This window comes from Akkermansia muciniphila (assembly GCF_002884975.1).
Classification (GTDB): domain Bacteria; phylum Verrucomicrobiota; class Verrucomicrobiia; order Verrucomicrobiales; family Akkermansiaceae; genus Akkermansia; species Akkermansia muciniphila_C.
On sequence record NZ_PJKB01000002.1, the window covers coordinates 513,032 to 531,394 of the forward strand.

The following is an 18,363-nucleotide window of genomic DNA, read 5'->3' on the forward strand; positions in this document are numbered from 1 at the left end:
TTTAACTTTATTTCTTCTATGTTCTTTCGCCGCATTTCCCGGAAAACCTGGTATGAAAAAGCCGTGGAACGCGTTTTCAGGGACAGGAGGCTGTGTGAGGAAAAGCTGCTTCCCTTCGGCTGCGTTCACGGGGAAAATGGTTTTACATACCGGGCAAAACTGCTGAATGGCCGGCGCCGCATGGAATTTGAAATACACGCGGACGGTTCCGTCAGTGTGGTGATGCATGATGCGGACGGGAAGGACATCCTGCAATCAGCTCAGGCGGCGGACAGGTTGCAGGAAAGGGCGCTGCGCAGGGAATATGAGGAAGAGCTGTGGCATGTGGCGGAATGCTGCTTTGAGCCCGATTTCTTCAAGGGAGGTCCCGCCCGGAGCCTCATCACCCATGTCCGGGAGGTTTACGGGGACGAACTGGAATTCCTGTGGCGCAAGTCGCCGGGGAGCGCCATCGTACGCCGGAAGGACACGGAAAAATGGTATGCCGTTTTCCTGGCCGTGCCGCGGTTGAAACTGGGCGGCAGTTCCAAGGAAAGGGTGGAGGTGCTGAATTTGCGGGTTTGCCCCGGCGAGCTTGACGGCCTTGTGGACCATCGCAGCCGTTTTCCGGCCTACCACATGAATAAGAAAAACTGGGTAAGCCTCTGTCTGGACGGCGCCGTTCCTTTTGAGGAACTGGCCGCGCGCCTGGAGACCAGCCGCCGGCTTGCCGGAAAGTGAGCGCCGCTGCCGGCGGTTTCCCGGACGGCTTATGTTTTCCGCACCCGGAATCCGTCTGGAATACGGCGGCGTGGCTTGCGGGTGGGAAGGCAGGACGGGGCTCTTGACCCGGAAGGGGGCCGGGCCTACAGTGGGGGCATGAACATTGAAGAAAAGGCGCTGTCCACATTCCGCACGGAACCCTGGCGCCACAACTGCGCCCAGGCCGTTTGCGCGGCCCTGGGAAGGGAGGATTTGCTGGAAGCCGTCTCCGCGTGCGGCACCGGAAGAGCTCCTGACGGAGTATGCGGCGCCTTATATGGAGCGCTTCTGTGCACGCCCGTGCAGTCAAGGGAGGAGCTGAAGCGGCGGTTTGTGGAAAAGCTGGGTTATTTCCATTGCAGGGAGCTGAAAAAAGAAGGCTGCGTTCCATGCCGGGACTGCGTTGCCTCCGCGGCGTTTATGGCTTTTGATTTGCAGGAGTGAACGCAGAATGACACGACTGTATTCATAGTTTTTCATGAAGAAAGAGTCTATTGGAATGAATCCAAATAGAACAACGTCATGAAAAAATTGATATATGCTATAGCAGCGGTAGCCGTTGCAGTTCCCGTCGTGGCCCTGGCCCAGAGCGCCTGTAACAGCGATTCCTGCACCAAGGGTGACAAGGACATGGCCGAAGCCAAGGACCACATGAAAAAGGGCGCCAAAGCCGCCAAGGACGCCGCTTCTGAAAAAATGAAGGAAGGCAAGGAAGCGGTGAAGGACGCTTACGAAAAGAGCAAGGAAGCCGTGAAGGATACTTACCAGGACAGCAAGGAAGCCGTAGACCATGCGGCGGACAGGGCTGCCGATAAGGCCGAAGCCATCGGCGACGCTGCGAAAAACGGTTAATTCAAACAATTAAAAAGCAAACCATTTAATTATTATGTGTGACTCCAAAGATCATATGAACCATATGCATGAAGGCTGTGGATGCTCGAAAGATGCCGCTTCCGGAAAGATGGAAGAAGGCAAGAAAGCAATGAAAGACGCCTACGAAAAAGGCAAGGAAGGCGTCAAGGATATGGCTTCCGGGGTAAGCGACAAGGCCAAGTCCATGATGGACAAGGACAAAAACGCTTAATTCCGGCGGTTGAATAAGCCGTTTTTTATTCCGCATCCCGTATGCGGAATGATTTCCCCTTGTCCGGGTTTCCGGGCGAGGGGATTTTTATGCAGGCCGGTCTGCCGGGGAAGGGCCGCCCTGTTCCGGGAGCTGGAGGGCGTGCAGGCTGATCTTGTGCTTTTTGCAGAGCTGCTCCACCCTGTCACGTTCCAGCAGGATGGTTTTTCCCGCTTCCAGGGCGATTTGCCTGATGCCGCATTCCGCGCACGTCTGGATGGTGACGGGGCCGATGGTGGGAATGTCAAAGCGCATGTCATGCCCCAGGCGGGCCACTTTGGCCAGCGTAGCGGGTTTGCCGTTGCCCAGCTCGCCGCCGCGGCGGATGCAGTTGTTGGTGCCTTCAATGGCTTCCACGGCCACCACGGTGCCATGGTGCACAATGACGGACTGCCCGATGTGGAGGCGCGTGATTTCCTTGGCCATCTGCATGCCGAAGACGGCGTCCTCCCATTGTTCGGGCGTGGGCCGCGGTCCGGCGATGTGGCCCGGCTGCGGCATGTGCTCTTCCATGTACGTGAAGGCGGGCAGGATGGTGAAGCCTTCCTTTTCCGCCTCCGTGATGACGGCCCCCAGCAGGGAATCCGCATTTTTCTCCGGCATGCGCATCAGTACGGAAAGGGCGCGCAGGTCCGGACGGAGGGAAAGAATATTCTTCGGGTTGATGCCTCCGGCCATGATGACGTTCTGCACGCCGTTCTTTTTCAGGAAGGAGAACGGCTTGCTGAGCTGCCCCACGCTGAACTCCTTGTAGACATCGCACAGGGGGATGACGGCGGGATTGGTCTCCCCCTTGAAGCCCACGGCCACAATGCGCAGCTCCGGCGTCCGGCGGCGCGCCCCCCGGACAATGTATTCCGGGTAGAGGCCGTCTCCGGCTACCAGGCCTAATACGGGCGGGTCTGTCGTCATGCGGCGTGAAGCGTGCGGGAACGTGGGGCTGGTTACAGGTATTCCGGGCGCTGGAGAAGTTCCGCCACGCGCTTGAGCAGGCGGCCGATGTCCGCGCCGTCCACCACGCGGTGGTCCCCCGTAGCCACGATGTTGGCCTTGGAAATGGGAATGAACGCCTCCACCTCGTCGCTCCAGACCGGAGTCTTGGTAACGGCGCCCACCCCCAGGATGAGGGATTCGCTGGGCATGGGCATGGGCGCGGCAAAGGTGAGGCCGAAGCCGCCGAAGTTGGTGACCGTGGCGATGCCTCCCGTGCTGTCTTCCGGGGCCAGCCTGCGGCGGCGCGCCTGAGCGATCAGCCGATTGTAGTCTTCCAGAAGTTCTTCCATCGTCCGTTCGTTCACGCGGCGGAGTACGGGAACCATGACGCCGTCCGCCACCTGCGCGGCGATGCCGATGTCAATGGTCTTGGGGGAAAGGATGTTTTCCCCCACCAGGTAGCCGGCGCATTCCGGGCTTTCCGCCAGGGCCAGGGCCAGGGCGCGGGCAAAGTACAGGGTGATGCCGGGCCGCAGCGGGGAATGCTGCCTGTGCTTGATCAGGGGGTCCATGAAGACCGGGCGCCCGGCGGAAGCCAGGGGGCGCGTCCAGCTCCGGCGCATGGCGTCCGCCACGGCCAGCCGCATGGATGAGGCCTTGCGGTGCGGCCACTGGCTCACGTATTCCAGGAATTCTTCCAGATCGTCAATGGTGACGCGTCCTCCGGCTCCGGAACCGGAGATGAAGGCGATGTCCGAGGCGCTCATGCCCAGTTCATCCATGCGCGCCTTCATCCGGGGGGACATGTAGTGCGCGCCTTTCATGCCGGCAGGCACCGGGAGGCCGCGCACACTGGGCTGGACTTTCAGGTCCGTGCCGTTTTCCTGGTAGGATTCCCCCGTCACGCCGAAGTGCACCCCGGCGGGCTTGTCCTCCTGGCTGGCTGGGGCGGGCACGGGCTGAGGCACGGATTCCGGACTGGCCGGAAGGGAAGGCGATTCGCCGGCGGGAGTAGCCCCGGAACGCTCAATCTCCTCCTCCGTGGCATCAATCATGGCCATGCAGGCGCCGACCACGACGGATTCCCCTTCCTTGATAAACACATCGCTCAGGACGCCGCCGCACATGGTGGTAACGCCCATGGTGGCCTTGTTGGTCTCTACCTCAAAGATTTCCTGGTCGGCTTCTACGGTATCGCCCTGGGCCGCCAGCAGGCGCAGCACGGTGGCTTCCGCAATGGAATCCCCGAGCTGGGGCATCAGAATGGGTACTTTAGGCATGGTGGAAACTGGGTTGGATCAGATGGATAAAAGGTGACGGATGGAGGCCGCGATGGATTCCATCGTGGGGCGGTGGGCCTTCCAGAGGTTGGGATGCTGGGGAATGGGGGTGTCCCTGGCGTTGAGCCGCTGGGGCGGGGCGTCCAGCAGATGGAACCCCTCCGCTACAATGCGGGAAACCACTTCCGCCGTGACGCCTCCCCACGGGAAGTCTTCCCCGATGACCAGGACGCGTCCGGTGCGCGCTACGGAGGCGATGACGGTATCCATGTCCAGCGGGCGCACCGTGCGGAGGTCCACTACTTCCACTTCATAACCGCTCTCCTTGGCGAGCAGGTCCGCCGCACGCACGGCTTCCGGCACCATGGCGCTGTAAGCCACCACGGTGGCGTGCTTTCCGGTGCGGGCGATGCGGGCCATGCCGAAGGGGACGACCGGGGCTTCCCGGTAGTTGTCCTCCGCCTTCAGCCAGCGGTACAGGAACTTGTGTTCCAGAAAGATCACGGGATCAGGCACTTCCACGGCCTGGCGCAGCATCCAGTAGGCGTCGGCCACCGTGGCCGGGGTCATCACGTGCAGGCCCGGATAATGGGCAAACAGGGCTTCCAGGCTCTGGCTGTGGAAGGGGCCCGTGCCGGGCGTTCCGCCGCAGGGCAGGCGCACCGTGATATTGGCCGGAATGCCCGTGCGGTAGTAATGGGTGGCCGCCATGTTGACGATCTGGTTGAAGGCGATGGTGCTGAAGTCCGCAAACTGGACCTCCATGATGGGCTTCTTGCCCATGACGGCGGCTCCGGTGACCATGCCGGCCATGGCGTCCTCACTGATGGGGGCGTCAATCACCCGGTCCGGGAAGAGCTCCTTGAGGCCCTTGGTCGCTTTAAAAGCGCCGCCGAAAACGCCTATGTCCTGCCCGTACAGGAAAACGTCCTTGTCTTCCGTCAGCAGGTCTTTCTGGGCGTCGTGAATGGCATCAATGTATGTTACGCTCATGGGAATATTCCGTTTGCAGGCTTAATAAGGTCTCCATACCGTGGCGTTCCAGTCTTCCCGGAAGGGGTCCGGCTCCGGTTCCCGCTGGGCGGTAGCCACGGCCAGCTGCACTTCATCGGCATACTGCTTTTTCAGGTCCGCCACTTCTTCCGGCGTCAGCCATCCGGCTTCCAGAAGCTGGCGCTCCGCGACGAGCACGGGGTCTTTTTTGTTATACTCCTCCTTCAGCTCCCTGGGGATGTAGGAGGCGTCGTCATGTTCGCCGTGGCCGCACATGCGCAGGGTCTTGGCAAGCACCCACTGGGGGCCCAGGCCCTCCCTCGCGTTGCTGACGGCGGTGCGGAACGTTTCCAGCGTGGACATGAAATCCGTGCCGTCCGTTTCATGCACGGTGAAGCCGTAGCCGCGGCCCCTGTCCGCCAGGGAGGCTTCCCCGAATTCCCGGACATTAGGCGTGGAATAGGCAAATCGATTGTTGGTCACCACGAGCACCAGCGGCAGATGTTCCACGTTCGCCATGTTGGCCGCTTCATGGAAGGCCCCGGTGGAGGTGGTGCCGTCTCCGCAGAAGGCCACGCCCACGGGGCCGGGCAGCTTGCCGTCCAGCCGCTTGGCAAACAGGCAGCCGATGACGAAGGCAACCGTGCTGCCCAAATGGCTGATGGGGGCCATGTACCCTTCCGCCGGGAGCCCGCGGTGCACGTTCCCGTCCCTTCCCTTCATGTAGCCCAGGGCGGAGCCCAGGTAGGAGCGCGCCGCTTCAATAATCGGTTCCCCCCAGGCGATGCGCGCCGCCTGTTCCCGGATGAACGGGGCGATCACATCATGCCCGGCAGTCAGGAAAACGCCGCCGCAGGCGGCAATCGCTTCATGGCCGCGGCCCAGGTAAACGCCGCCCGTGATTTTGCCCGCTTTATACAGGCTGGAAATTTTCGTGTCAAAAGCCCGCGCCAGCAACATGGCCTTGTAAGCCTTGACGGCGCTTTCCTTCAGGTCCGGTTGTTTAGTGTCGCAATGTGCCACCCCATTATTTTATATGCTGAATGGGGAAATGCAATGCCATTTCATGAAACTTCCGGAGACTCCGTGCCTGTGGGCCTGGACGGGCGTTCCGGCTCCCCCGCAGGGCGGCGGGAGCGCGGACCGGGGACCCCGGGACGCCAAGGGCGCTTTTTACATCCCCTTCACCCGTTGACTGTTCCGGAAAAATCTTTCCGTTTCACTTCTCTTCCGGGGGGAGGGAGCATCTCAGTTCGAATTTGGGGTGGACCACATCGTAATCTCCGGAAAACAACTCCGTTTCCATGATGATTTTATCATACCCCAGTGCAAAAAGTTCCGGAAAGACGAGAGGGGCTTTTCCGATGCCGCTTTCCTGCGTGATGGCGCAGAGGAAGGAGGCGGCAGGCAGGCGCATGATTTCTTTCAGCTGCCGGGCGTCTTTCTTTCTCGCCTCCACCTCCACGTACAGGAACTGTTCCGTTCCTGCGCTCCGGTGGAAGGAAAGGAGCCCGGCTTCCGCGCCCAGACGCAGGTTATTGCGGCTGATGTCTTCAAACATGCGGGTAATGAGGATATTGTAATCAGGGCTGTGCTGTTTCCCGGCATAGGGCACCGCCCAGCAATATTTTTCCGGCAGTGCGTGGACGGTCTGCCCCTCGCTGTGCTGGAAGCCTTCCATCCGGTCCATCTGCTTCTGGAATTTTTCCAGCAAGCGCAGTTTCTCCTGAATGTCCCTGATTTTCTGGTGCGCCAGCATGGTGCCGTGGGAAATCAGCTTTTTGTAGTGGATTCTCTGCTGGTCCTTGGTCAGAAAGGTGGTGAACTCCTTCAGGGGAATATCCAGAAAGATGCAGGCGCGGATGGCGTCCACCACGGGAATCTGGGAAAGGGTGTAATAACGGTACCCGGTATCCGGGTCCGTATGGGCCGGGCGCAGAATGCCCAGCTGTTCGTAATACCGGAGGGATTTGATATGCACGCCGGTCTGTTTGGACAGGCTGCCGATAGTGAGTAAATTCTGCTTGTCCATCCTGTATCGCGGTTGGAGGGAAACGGATTTCCTTCTTCAGGAGCATTCCCGGCGGGAACCGCTTCTACATGTAAAAGAAATCTTTATGAAGACGAAATCTCTGCGTCTTCATTTAAATTTTTCTGTCAATGGCTTACAACAAATGATAAAAAGCCGTCCCTCTTAATCTTTTCATTACCTCTTGACTCTCCCATTATGGGATACTTTACATCATATGGCAATTGAAAAATCTCCGGTCTTGTCGGAAGTGCGGTTCCGGGATCTCTTGAGGCTTAATTACAGTATTATTACTTATGAAAACGACTTGTCTTCTCTTTCTCTGCTCCTCTCTTCTGGCGGTTCTGCCCTCCTGCCGTCAGGAGGATGAAAACCAGGCCGCCGGACCTCCCGCAGGCATGGTGCCGGAAGTAGCCGTGCTGACGGCTCACGGCACGCAGGTCCCCGTAACCGCCAATCTTCCCGGCCGCATGGAGGCCTACCTGCAGGCGGAAGTCCGCGCCCGCGTGACCGGAATCATCCAGGAACGCTGCTACCAGGAAGGGCAGACGGTCCGGCCCGGCGATCTTCTCTTCAAAATAGACCCCGCGCCCCTTCAGGCCGTTCTGGATGAATGCAAGGCAACGGTGGCCCGCGCCAAGGCGGTGCTGGCGGACGCGGAGGACAAGGCCGCGCGCTATTCCTCCCTTGTCGCCAAGGGGGCCGTCAGCGTGCGCGAGCACAAGCAGGCCAGGGCGGAGGAAGACCGCGCCAGGGCGGAGTACGCCGCCGCCGCCGCATCCCTGGAGCAGGCTCGCCTGAATCTGGAGTACACCCGGGTGGAGGCTCCCATCTCCGGCCGCGTGCGCCGCGCGCTGGTGACGGAAGGGGCGTTTGCCAACCAGAATGAATTCACGCACCTGACCACCATTGAGCAGATAGACCCCATTTACGTGCGGTTCAGCCAGCCGGCCTCCCAGTACAGCAGCCTGCGCCGGGCCGTGGTGTCCGGCCTGTGGAAGGGGGTGCCGCTGGAGGACATCAAGGTGCGCCTGTTGCTCTCCAACGGGGAGGAATACCCCCATTCCGGCAAGATCATCTTCTCCGACATGGCGGTGGATCCGAATACGGATACCATTGAAATGCGCGCCCAGTTCCCCAACCCGGACTATGAGCTTCTTCCCGGAGCCTATGTGCGCGTGGTATTTGACAAGGCGGTGCGCGACAACGTGTTCGCCATCCCCCGTGACGCCGTCATCCGCACCGCGCAGGGCGCCTCCGTCTTTGTGGTGGGCCGGGACGGCGCGCTGGAAATGCGCCCCGTCAAGGCGGATACGCTGAATGGCCGGGAATGGCTGGTTTCCGAAGGCCTCAAGGACGGGGACAAGGTGGTGGTCAGCCACATCATGTCCCTCAGGCCCGGCATGCAGGTCCGCACCGCCGCGCCCCAGCCGCAATCCAACTCCCAGCAATAAACCGTCATGCCTGACTTCTTTATACGCCGCCCCATTTTCGCGTGGGTAGTAGCCCTGCTGATTTCCCTGATCGGGCTGCTGGCTATTCCCAGCCTGCCGATTGCCCAGTATCCGGACATCGCGCCGCCGGTCATCTCCCTGCGCACCACGTATCCGGGGGCCTCCGCCCAGGACACGGAAGAAGCCGTCACCGCCGTCATTGAAAGGGAAATCAATGGCGCGCCGGGGCTCCTGTACATGTCCGCCAGCAGCAGCTCCAGCGGCATGGTGGAAATCATCGCCACCTTTGAGCAGGGTACGGACCCGGACATTGCCGCCGTGGAAGTCCAGAACCGCCTGAAAATCGTGGAATCACGCCTGCCGGAATCCGTCCGGAGGGAAGGGGTGTTTGTGGAAAAATCCTCCAACAACATTCAGGCGATGATCTCCCTTTCCTCCACGGGGGCCCTGAATGATACGGAGCTGGGGGAATGGGCTTCCGCCCGCATCATCCCGGAGCTGAAGCGCGTGAAGGGCGTCGGGCGCGTGGAGCAGTTCGGCGCTGAAACGTCCATGCGCATCTGGCCTGATCCGGAAAAGCTGGAGGCGCTGGGGCTCACACCCACGGACATTGTAAACGCCGTAGCCGCCCAGAGCGAGCGCATCATCATCGGCGACATCGGCGGAGCCGCCGTTTCCGACTCCGCCCCCATCAATGCCACCGTGGTGGCGGAGGAAGCCTTCCGCACGCCGGAGGAATTCGCCTCCATTGCCCTGAGAACGCTTTCAGACGGTTCTTCCGTCAAGCTGGGGGACGTGGCGCGGGTGGAGCTGGGCGCCAACAGCTACGCCTTCTTCTCCCGCTGCAACGGGCAGACCGCCACCGGCATGGCCATCAAGATGGCTCCGGGGTCCAACGCCGTGGAAACCATGGGCCTGCTCAAGGCCAAGATGGATGAACTGGCCCGGGACTTTCCGGCCGGCGTTACCTACCAGATTCCGTATGAAACGACCCATTTCGTGGAAATCTCCATCCAGAAGGTCATCTCTACCCTGGTGGAAGCCATTGTCCTGGTGTTCCTGGTCATGTTCCTGTTCCTCCAGAACTTCCGGGCCACCCTCATCCCGACGCTCGTTGTTCCCGTAGCCCTGCTGGGAACCTTTGCCGTGATGTGGCTCTCCGGCTTCTCCATCAACATGCTTACCATGTTCGGCATGGTGCTCAGCATCGGCATTCTGGTGGATGACGCCATTGTGGTGGTGGAAAACGTGGAACGCATCATGATGGAGGAAGGGCTGGATGCGCGCCGCGCCACGGTCAAGGCCATGAAGCAGATCGGCGGCGCCATCGTGGGCATCACCACCGTGCTGGTGGCGGTCTTCATTCCCATGGCGTTTTTCAGCGGGGCGGTGGGCAACATTTACCGGCAGTTTGCCGTAACGCTCATTGTCTCCATCTCCTTCTCCGCATTCCTGGCCCTTTCCCTGACTCCGGCGCTCTGCGCCGCCATGTTGAAGGCTTCCTCCGTGGAGCATCAGGAGAAAAAGGGATTCTTCGGATGGTTCAACAGGACAATCCACCGGTCCACGGACCGGTACGGCAGCGCCGTGACCGGAATTATCAAGCGCCCCGTGCGCTCCCTGTTCCTGTATGTGCTCATCATTGCGGGAGCCGGGTACCTGTACATGACGCTTCCCACCTCCTTCCTTCCGGAGGAAGACCAGGGCAACTTCATGACGATGGTGGCCCTTCCTGCCGGAACGCTCCAGGAGGAAACGAGCACCCGCCTGCGCGAGGTGGAGGAATACCTGATGAAGCATGAACCCGTGGAATATGCCTACTCCGTGGGCGGCTTCAGCTTCATGGGGTCCGGCACCAACATGGGCATCCTGTTCATCGGCCTGAAAAAATGGGATGAACGCACCGGGCCGGGCAACTCCGCCCAGGAAATCATTGACCGTGTCAACATGCGCTTTGCCGGGGACCGCCAGATGCTCGTCATGGCCCTGAACATGCCCGCGCTGCCGGAACTGGGCAACACCTCCGGGTTTGACTTCCGTCTTCAGGACAGGGGCGGCCTGGGCTATGACCGGCTGGTGGAAGCCCGTGACGAACTTCTGGCCCGCGCCAATGCGGACCCCAATCTGGCGGGCGTTTACTTCTCCGGCCAGGCGGATACGCCGCGCTTGCACGTCTCCATTGACCGTGAAAAAGCCTTCTCCATGGGGGTGCCCATCACGGAAATCAGCAACTCGCTGGCCGTCATGTTCGGCTCCAGCTACGTGGGGGACTTCATGCACGACAGCCAGGTGCGCCGCATCATTATCCAGGCGGACGGAAAAAGCCGCCTGAACGGTAATGACATTGAAGACCTGCATGTGCGCAATGACCAGGGGAAGCTGCTGCCCCTCTCCTCCTTCGTCCGGCTGGACTGGACGGCGGGCCCTCCCCAGCTCACGCGCTACAACAATTATCCCTCCTTCACGATTAACGGCTCCGCCGCACCCGGCAAAAGCAGCGGGGACGCCATGAAAGCCTTGGAACAGATTACCGCCACCCTGCCGCAGGGCGTGGGCTTTGAATGGACGGGGCAGTCTTATGAAGAACAGCTGGCAGGCTCCCAGGCCACCCTCCTGTTCTCCCTGTCCATCCTGATTGTCTTCCTGGTGCTGGCGGCGCTCTATGAAAGCTGGTCCATTCCGCTGGCCGTCATCCTGGTGGTGCCTCTGGGGCTGCTCGGGGCCCTTCTGGCCGTTTTCCTGCGGGACATGCCCAATGACATCTACTTCAAGGTGGGCCTGATCACGACCATCGGCCTTTCCGCCAAGAATGCCATCCTCATTGTGGAAGTGGCCAAGGAATTCTACCGGGAGGGAATGGGCGTGATTGAAGCCACCGTGACCGCCGCCAAACTGCGCCTGAGGCCCATCCTGATGACCTCCCTGGCGTTTGGCGCCGGGGTGATTCCGCTGGCCTTCGCCCACGGGGCGGCGGCGGGCGCCCAGCGCGCCGTGGGCACGGGGGTGCTGGGCGGCATCATTACGGCCACGCTGCTGGCGATCTTCCTGGTTCCCCTCTTCTTCCGCCTGACGGCGGGAAAGAGGAAACCGAACCACCCGGAAGAAGCATAAGGCAGCACGATTGCAAAAAAGCGGCCGGAATGGCCGCCGCGAAAAGGCGCGGGAAGACGGAACCCCATGCGGGGCCGCTGCCCGCGCCTGATGCGTTAAAAAAGGGGAACACGTTTCCGTGCTCCCCTCCTTTCGGGAAAAAGTCCTGTTATCCGCATCGGCTGGAACCCCGTATACCGCTGCGCCCGTGCCCCGGGTTATTCCCTTCCGCGCGCGTTCAGGAAGATGAACACGTAATACAGCAGCATGGCCAGGGAGGAAAGTGCGCCCACCACGTAGGTCATGGCCGCCCAGAACAGGGCGCTCTTGGCCTTTCCGTGGTCAAAGTAATTCATCAGGTGGGAGCGGTCCAGCCACTTCAGGGCCCTGGCTGAAGCGTCAAACTCCACCGGAAGCGTGATAAACGCGAAGATGGTAGTGATGGCAAACAGGCCGATGCCCAGCCCCAGCACCCACGGTGAACCGCCCATGGCCAGCAGTACAATGCCGATGATCAGCACAAAGCTTACCATGTTGGAGGAGAACTGGACGATGGGAACCAGCGCGGACCGCAGGCCCAGCCAGTGGTAGGCCTGGGCATGCTGCACGGCATGCCCCACTTCATGGGCTGCCACGGCCGCGGCGGCGATGCTGTTGGAATTGTAGACGGATTCGCTCAGGTTGACGGTCTTGTCCGCCGGATTGTAATGGTCCGTCAGGTGGCCGGGCGTGGAAATCACCTTCACGTCCGTAATATGGTTGTCCTTCAGCATTTGCTCCGCCACTTCCCGCCCGGTCACCGGAATGGGAATCTGGGAATATTCGCTAAAACGGCTCTTCATGCGGGCGCTGACCAGCCAGCTCAGAAGCATGGAGCCCAGCAGAATCATCCAGTAAATGGTGTAGGAATGCTGCGGGGCGTTTTCCGCCGCCTGGGCCGTGTAGGAAAGGAGGTCTATATTGAATAATTCAATCATTGCAAGTTTGACCTTATATCATAAGGCTTTGTTGAATCCAGAGGATGCCGTGTCAGCCTCCGGGGGATGGCCCCCCGGCTTCTGTCATACGGAAACATGCGGAAGAACGGCGAATTCAATCGTCCGCCTTCCGGGAGAGAAGCTTGCCGTCCGGGGCATAATAAAGCTCCAGTTTGCGGACGGCGGCGGACTCGGACCGGCAGTCCACCCGGTACTTCATGGCGCCCCTGGCGGTGATCTGCTTGGCGCGGCGGGGAGCGTACCCCGGGAAATCGCGGGCGATAGCCGCCGTAACGGGGGCGGGAAGATCCTGAAGGCGCATATCCGCCTTAACCAGGCAGACAGTGCCGTCAGGATAAAGCTTTACCTCGTATTCCAGGCCGTTGAGGCGGAATTCCGCTTCATAAATATCCTCGTCATTGTCGAAATCCCATTCGATGGCCCCGGCGTCCGGGTATTGCTTCTGCACCTGCTCCTTCACGGGGGCGGGAACGCTGGAAGCCGGAATATCCGCTAAAGCCGGGAGAGCGAACGCGGCGGCAAGAGTGGTCGTAAGTATACGTGAAATATTCATGAATACGTGATAATTGTATTTATTCAAAAACCAAGAAACTTTTGCGGATGCTCTGTGACAATTTAGCCATAAATGGAATGAATCCGGACATGGCGGGGTTTATTGTCGCCAAAAAGAGGGTGATGGAGTTGAATGGCAGCATGCAACAGGGTATTGTTTATTTGCTTGGAGCGGGTCCCGGAGACCCCGGCCTGATGACCGTCCGCGGCCGTGAGCTGGTGGAAACGGCGGAAGTGCTGGTGTATGATGCGCTGAGTTCCGCGGAGATGCTGAACTGGGCCCCTGCCGCATGTGAACGGATTTTTGTGGGCAAGCGGGCTTCCCGCCACGCCCTGCCCCAGGAGGAAATCAACGCCCTGCTGGTCAAGTTGGGGAGTGCCGGAAAAAGGGTGGTGCGCCTGAAGGGTGGAGACCCCTACGTCTTTGGACGCGGAGGGGAGGAAGCGGATGCCCTGCATGAAGCGGGCGTGCCGTTTGAGGTCATTCCGGGCATTACCTCCGCCATTGCGGGGCCGGCTTACGCGGGCATTCCGGTGACGCACCGCAGGCACTGCACGCAGTTTACCGTGTTCACGGGCCATGAGGACGTGAATAAAAAGGAATCCTCCCTGGACCTGAAGGGCATTGCCGGAGCGCAAGGCACCAAGGTCATGCTGATGGGCATGCGGAAGCTGGCGGAGGTGTGTGAGGCCCTGGTCGGATTCGGCCAGGACGCGTCCACTCCCGCCGCGGCCATCCAGTGGGCCACCACGGGGCTTCAGCGGACGGTCACGGGTACGGTGAAGACCCTGCCCGCCAAGGTTCTGAAAGCGGGCCTGGAGGCCCCTGCCGTGGTCGTGATCGGAGACGTGGTGAAGGAACGGGAGCAGCTGGACTGGTTTGAACGGCTTCCCCTCTTCGGAAAACGCATCGTGGTGACGCGCACGCGCTCCCAGGCGGGGGAACTGAGTTCCCGCCTCCGCAGGCTGGGCGCGGACGTGCTGGAAATGCCCACCATCCGCATTGCCCCCCCCTCCAACAGGCGGGAATTTGCGGAAGGCGTGGTGCACGCCCACACCTATGACTGGCTGGTATTCTCCAGCCCCAACGGAGTGGAACGCTTCTTCCAGGCCTTCTTTGCCGTGTACAAGGACATCCGGAGCATTGGCGGGGCCAGGATTGCGGCCATCGGGCCAGGCACGGAAGCCAAGCTCCGGGAATACGGGCTGGCCGTGGACGTAATGCCTAAAAAATACGTGGCGGAAGGCCTTGTGAAAGCCTTCAAGGACGCCCGCAAGGAAATCGGCGGCATTGAACACAGCACCTTCCTGTGGGTCCGCGGAGAGGAAGCCCGCCGGGTGATTTATGACGGCCTCACCTCCCTGGGGGCGATCGTGGATGAATGCGTTGCCTACAAGACGGAAGCGGAAACGGAGGATGTGGCGGGCGCCCAGGCGGCTTTCCGTGAACGGGGTGCGGACATCGTGACATTTACCAGCTCCTCCACCGCGGAAAACTTCTTCCGCCTCAACCTGCCTTGGCCTGACGGCTGCAAGGCTGCCAGCATCGGGCCCGTGACCACGGATACCCTGAAGGAACTGGGCCATGCTCCCGCGATTACGGCAAAAACGCATGACATCAACGGCCTGGTGGAAGCCATCCTCAAGGCCGGGAGGAGGTAGGCACCCCGGTTAATGGAATACAGAACCACGGGGGCTTAGCCCCCAATGCCGCATGCTCCGGGTCAGAAGCCGTTGACGGCTTCCCAGCCGACTACCTTTCCGTTCTCAAACAGGACATTATAGGAAACGGGCGGGCGGCTGCCCAGAGGCATCGTGACGCCTATGCCCGTTCCCACGCCGGAATCCCGGCTGCGGAAGCCTCCCCCGCCCAGGCCCACGGCCCAGCCCGTACCGCTCTTCGTATAAATCCACCGTTCCGTGTTCCTGCCGTCCATGCGGCCTGTCATTTTCTGCTCAGGCTCCCCCCATGCCAGCAGCACCGCCATGGGAGACATGCCTTTTTCCAGCTCTCCGCGCGCCACTTTGACCTGCTGCTCCCGGGGCAATTGTTCATAGGCCGGCATATTCTTCGCGATGCGGTCGGACGGGGTGGGGGAGCAGGCCGCCAGCAGGGCGGCGCAGGCGGCAACAAGGACGCGGGAAAGGCTCGTTTTCATCATCCCATGGAATAGCACGCCCCCGTGCGGCTGACAAGGGGGCAACGCGGCTTTTTCGGCAAAAGAAGGGAGGAAAACCCGCATCCTGGCATAAAAAAGGATGCTTTTTCCGTGAATACATAATTGGTTATTGACAGGGATGGGGGGTAGGGGAGTAGGAATTCACCTCCAAATGCAACGCGCCGCCATGATGCGGATCGTGCTGCAGCCACTGTTTACCACATTTATTTTTCCGAGCCGCCAATATGTCCAAAACTTTAATCATAGCAGAAAAGCCGAGCGTCGCCACTGATTTGGCGAGGGTGCTTGGCAAGGAGCTTGGAAAATTCACCCGGGACAAGTCCGGGGCGTATTACCAGAATGACCGCGCGATCATCACGTCCGCCGTGGGCCACCTGCTGGAGCAGAAAAAACCCATGACGGAGGGCGGCAAGTCGCTCCCCTGGAAGTTCGACTACCTGCCCGTCATCCCCAACGCTTTTGAACTGGAACCGATCAAGCAGTCTGAAGACCGCCTGAAAAAGGTGCTTCAGCTTGCCAAAAGCAAGGACGTCACGGAAATCGTCAACGCATGTGATGCGGGCCGCGAGGGGGAACTGATTTTCCACAACATGGTCCGGTACGGAAAATGGACCAAGCCGACGCGCCGCCTCTGGATGCAGTCCATGACGGATGAAGCCATCCTGAATGCGTGGCACAGCATGCGCAGCGAGGCCGATATGGAGCCTCTGACGAATGCCGCCGTCTGCCGTTCCGAATCTGACTGGCTGGTGGGCCTGAACAGCACCAGGGCGCTCACCATCCTGCAATCCCGCGGCGGGTTCAACGTGACCCCTGCCGGACGCGTCCAGACTCCCACGCTGGCTATCCTGACGCAGCGGGAACTGGAAATCCAGGCGTTTGAACCGGTGCCTTACTCGGAAGTATGGGCGGAGTTCGACGTGAAGGCGGGGTCCTACGCCGGACGGTGGATTGACCGCGACTGGAAAAAGAGCGATGACGCGCAGTCCCGCCCGGAACGCATCTGGGACTCCGAGCTGGCAACCGTCATCCGCGACCGCTGCCGTGGAAAATCCGGTACCGTGACGGAGGAAAAGAAACCCGTCACCACCATTGCCCCGCTGCTGTATGACCTGACCTCCCTCCAGCGGGAAGCTGCCAACCGCTACGGCTTCTCCGCCAAGCGCACGCTGCAGCTTGCCCAGGAATGCTATGAAAAGCACAAGGTGCTCACCTATCCCCGTACGGACTCCCGCTACCTGCCGGAGGACTACCTGGGCAAGGTATACGGCATCGTGGGCACCGTGGCGGAGCAGGACCCGGAATTCGCTACCTTTGCCAGGGACATTCTGGACAACAAGCGCATCAAGCCCAACCGGAGGGTGTTTGACACCAAGAAGGTGAGCGACCACTTCGCCATTATTCCGACGGGCAAGATTGAAAAGCTGACCGGAGACGCCCAAAAACTTTTTGAAATGGTCATGGCCCGCTTCCTGGCCGTCTTTTTCCCCGCCGCCGTCTTTGAAGACACGCGGAGAACCACGCTCATCTCCCACGGGGGCAACGTGACGGACGCCTTCCTGACCACGGGCCGCGTGCTGGTGGAACCGGGCTGGCAGGCCGTGTACGGCCGCAAGGCCGGAGCCTCCGGCAAGGAGGAACTGGTGCCCGTGCAGGACGGTGAGGAAGCCGCGGTGCGTGAAATTGAAATCCGCAACGCCATGACCAAGCCGCCCGCCCGGTACAATGAAGCCACGCTGCTGGCGGCCATGGAAGGCGCCGGGAAGCTGGTTCATGACGAAGAACTGGCCGCCGCCATGAGCGAGCGCGGCCTGGGCACGCCCGCTACGCGCGCCTCCATCATTGAAGGCCTGATCTCCCAGGAATACATTGTCCGTGACGGCAGGGACCTTCTGGCGACGCGCCGCGGCATTGAGCTCATCGGCCTGCTGGAACGCATCGGGCTGAAAACGCTCACCTCCCCCAGCCTGACCGGGGAATGGGAATACAAGCTCAAGCAGATGGAGCAGGCCGCCCTGCAGCGGGACTCCTTCATGGAAGGCATCAAGACGCTGACCGGGGAAATCGTGAAAAGAGTGAAAGACTTCCGGGAGGCCCAGCAGCAGGTGGAACTGCCGGAAATCGAACTGGACTGCCCGTCCTGCCACGCCCACGGCCTGAAGAACACGCTGGATGCAGTCTCCTGCCGTTCCTGCAAGTTCAGCATCCGCAAGGTCATCTCCGGCCGCGACATGACGGATGAAGAACTGAAAACTCTCATTGTGGACGGCAAGACGGGAATCCTCCACGGGTTCACGTCCCGGTTCGGCAAGCCCTTTGAAGCGGGGCTGGAGCTCAATGACAAATTCCGCGCCACGCTCTACTTCCCGGCCCGGGAGGAAGAGGACGCCGCCGGAACGGAGGAAGCCGTGAAAGTGGCCTCCGTAACCATTCCGGACCTGGGGGAACACGATGTGATGGAAACGGCCAAGGCCTGGAAGGTTCCCTCCCTGACGATCGGGAAGGAAAGTGTCTCCGTCTCCGTATCCCGGACCATTCTGGGCCGTGAAATCCCGCTGGACCAGGTATTGAAGATTTTGGGGGAAGGCAAGTCGGATCTGCTGAAGGGCTTCATCTCACAGCGCACCAAGCGCCCGTTTGACGCCTATCTGGTTTTCAACGCGAAAACGGGTAAGATAGGCTTTGAATTCCCGCCGAGGGAAAAGAAATATCCCGCGAAAAAAACCGCTTCAAAGGCGGAAGACAAAAAGGAAAAGGCGGTGAAAACGGGTAAAACCGCCGCTGCCAAAGCCACGGGTAAAACAACTGCGGCCAAGGACGCCGGTAAGAACGCCAAAACCGGAGCCGCTCCCAAAAAGCCCCGCAAACAGTAGGAACGGTGCACAAAAGCTGCCGGCGGAAGAATGCCGGCAGCCGTAGAAGGGAGGGGGGCTTTCCGTCAAGGGATCAGGGAAGGGCCGGGAAAAAGCTTTTTCCCAGGCGTTCCCGTA

General features: G+C 60.5%; 17 protein-coding genes. 9 read left to right on the plus strand and 8 right to left on the minus strand.

What is annotated here, in order from left to right:
* Positions 1–18: 18 nt before the first annotated feature.
* The 4 genes from CXU21_RS08290 to CXU21_RS12390 all read left to right on the plus strand — a co-directional run bounded on the left by CXU21_RS08290 (position 19) and on the right by CXU21_RS12390 (position 1,825).
* The gene (locus tag CXU21_RS08290; RefSeq protein ID WP_180972731.1) at positions 19–720 is read left to right on the plus strand and encodes an MmcQ/YjbR family DNA-binding protein; all 702 of its coding nucleotides are present in this window, start codon (positions 19–21) and stop codon (positions 718–720) included.
* A 138-nt stretch (positions 721–858) separates the two neighbouring features.
* Positions 859–1,185 (plus strand): hypothetical protein, encoded by a 327-nt coding sequence (locus CXU21_RS08295; protein ID WP_146017022.1) that lies wholly within the window; start codon positions 859–861, stop codon positions 1,183–1,185.
* Between the two features lie 78 nt (positions 1,186–1,263).
* Entirely contained in the window at positions 1,264–1,593 is a 330-nt protein-coding gene (locus tag CXU21_RS08300; RefSeq protein WP_102714885.1) for a hypothetical protein, read from the plus strand.
* A gap of 55 nt (positions 1,594–1,648) precedes the next feature.
* Complete coding sequence (locus CXU21_RS12390) at positions 1,649–1,825, plus strand: hypothetical protein (RefSeq protein WP_180972473.1); 177 nt, start codon at positions 1,649–1,651, stop codon at positions 1,823–1,825.
* 87 nt (positions 1,826–1,912) lie between these two features.
* Here CXU21_RS12390 and CXU21_RS08305 read toward each other — a convergent pair whose 3' ends face one another.
* From CXU21_RS08305 to CXU21_RS08320, 4 genes are read right to left on the minus strand one after another with little or no spacing between them, the layout of a single operon-like run.
* Positions 1,913–2,776, minus strand: coding sequence for an LpxI family protein (locus tag CXU21_RS08305; RefSeq protein ID WP_102725702.1), 864 nt, complete (start codon positions 2,774–2,776; stop codon positions 1,913–1,915).
* Between the two features lie 32 nt (positions 2,777–2,808).
* Positions 2,809–4,077: a 2-oxo acid dehydrogenase subunit E2 gene (locus CXU21_RS08310; protein ID WP_102725703.1), complete on the minus strand. Its 1,269-nt coding sequence runs from the start codon at positions 4,075–4,077 to the stop codon at positions 2,809–2,811.
* Between the two features lie 18 nt (positions 4,078–4,095).
* Positions 4,096–5,070, minus strand: coding sequence for an alpha-ketoacid dehydrogenase subunit beta (locus tag CXU21_RS08315; protein ID WP_102714891.1), 975 nt, complete (start codon positions 5,068–5,070; stop codon positions 4,096–4,098).
* 21 nt (positions 5,071–5,091) lie between these two features.
* On the minus strand, positions 5,092–6,093 hold the full coding sequence (locus CXU21_RS08320; RefSeq protein WP_257997377.1) for a thiamine pyrophosphate-dependent dehydrogenase E1 component subunit alpha: 1,002 nt from the start codon (positions 6,091–6,093) through the stop codon (positions 5,092–5,094).
* Between the two features lie 43 nt (positions 6,094–6,136).
* Here CXU21_RS08320 and CXU21_RS12585 point away from each other — a divergent pair, with 43 nt between their 5' ends.
* Complete coding sequence (locus CXU21_RS12585; RefSeq protein WP_257997378.1) at positions 6,137–6,265, plus strand: hypothetical protein; 129 nt, start codon at positions 6,137–6,139, stop codon at positions 6,263–6,265.
* Positions 6,266–6,289: 24 nt separating this feature from the next.
* Here CXU21_RS12585 and CXU21_RS08325 read toward each other — a convergent pair whose 3' ends face one another.
* Complete coding sequence (locus CXU21_RS08325) at positions 6,290–7,102, minus strand: MerR family transcriptional regulator (RefSeq protein WP_102725705.1); 813 nt, start codon at positions 7,100–7,102, stop codon at positions 6,290–6,292.
* A 293-nt stretch (positions 7,103–7,395) separates the two neighbouring features.
* Between CXU21_RS08325 and CXU21_RS08330 the strand changes: the two genes are divergently transcribed.
* On the plus strand, positions 7,396–8,553 hold the full coding sequence (locus CXU21_RS08330; RefSeq protein WP_102725706.1) for an efflux RND transporter periplasmic adaptor subunit: 1,158 nt from the start codon (positions 7,396–7,398) through the stop codon (positions 8,551–8,553).
* A 6-nt stretch (positions 8,554–8,559) separates the two neighbouring features.
* Entirely contained in the window at positions 8,560–11,664 is a 3,105-nt protein-coding gene (locus CXU21_RS08335) for an efflux RND transporter permease subunit (RefSeq protein ID WP_102725707.1), read from the plus strand.
* A 197-nt stretch (positions 11,665–11,861) separates the two neighbouring features.
* Here CXU21_RS08335 and CXU21_RS08340 read toward each other — a convergent pair whose 3' ends face one another.
* Both CXU21_RS08340 and CXU21_RS08345 read right to left on the minus strand, forming a co-directional pair.
* Positions 11,862–12,533: a zinc metallopeptidase gene (locus CXU21_RS08340; protein WP_102715973.1), complete on the minus strand. Its 672-nt coding sequence runs from the start codon at positions 12,531–12,533 to the stop codon at positions 11,862–11,864.
* A 202-nt stretch (positions 12,534–12,735) separates the two neighbouring features.
* Positions 12,736–13,194: a PepSY-like domain-containing protein gene (locus CXU21_RS08345; RefSeq protein WP_102725708.1), complete on the minus strand. Its 459-nt coding sequence runs from the start codon at positions 13,192–13,194 to the stop codon at positions 12,736–12,738.
* A 77-nt stretch (positions 13,195–13,271) separates the two neighbouring features.
* Between CXU21_RS08345 and cobA the strand changes: the two genes are divergently transcribed.
* Positions 13,272–14,855 (plus strand): uroporphyrinogen-III C-methyltransferase, encoded by a 1,584-nt coding sequence (cobA, locus tag CXU21_RS08350; protein WP_257997379.1) that lies wholly within the window; start codon positions 13,272–13,274, stop codon positions 14,853–14,855.
* Between the two features lie 62 nt (positions 14,856–14,917).
* Here cobA and CXU21_RS08355 read toward each other — a convergent pair whose 3' ends face one another.
* A complete protein-coding gene (locus CXU21_RS08355; protein WP_102725709.1) occupies positions 14,918–15,355 on the minus strand; it encodes a hypothetical protein in 438 nt (145 codons plus the stop codon).
* A 242-nt stretch (positions 15,356–15,597) separates the two neighbouring features.
* Here CXU21_RS08355 and topB point away from each other — a divergent pair, with 242 nt between their 5' ends.
* A complete protein-coding gene (topB, locus tag CXU21_RS08360; protein WP_102725710.1) occupies positions 15,598–18,246 on the plus strand; it encodes a DNA topoisomerase III in 2,649 nt (882 codons plus the stop codon).
* The last annotated feature ends 117 nt before the right edge of the window (positions 18,247–18,363 follow it).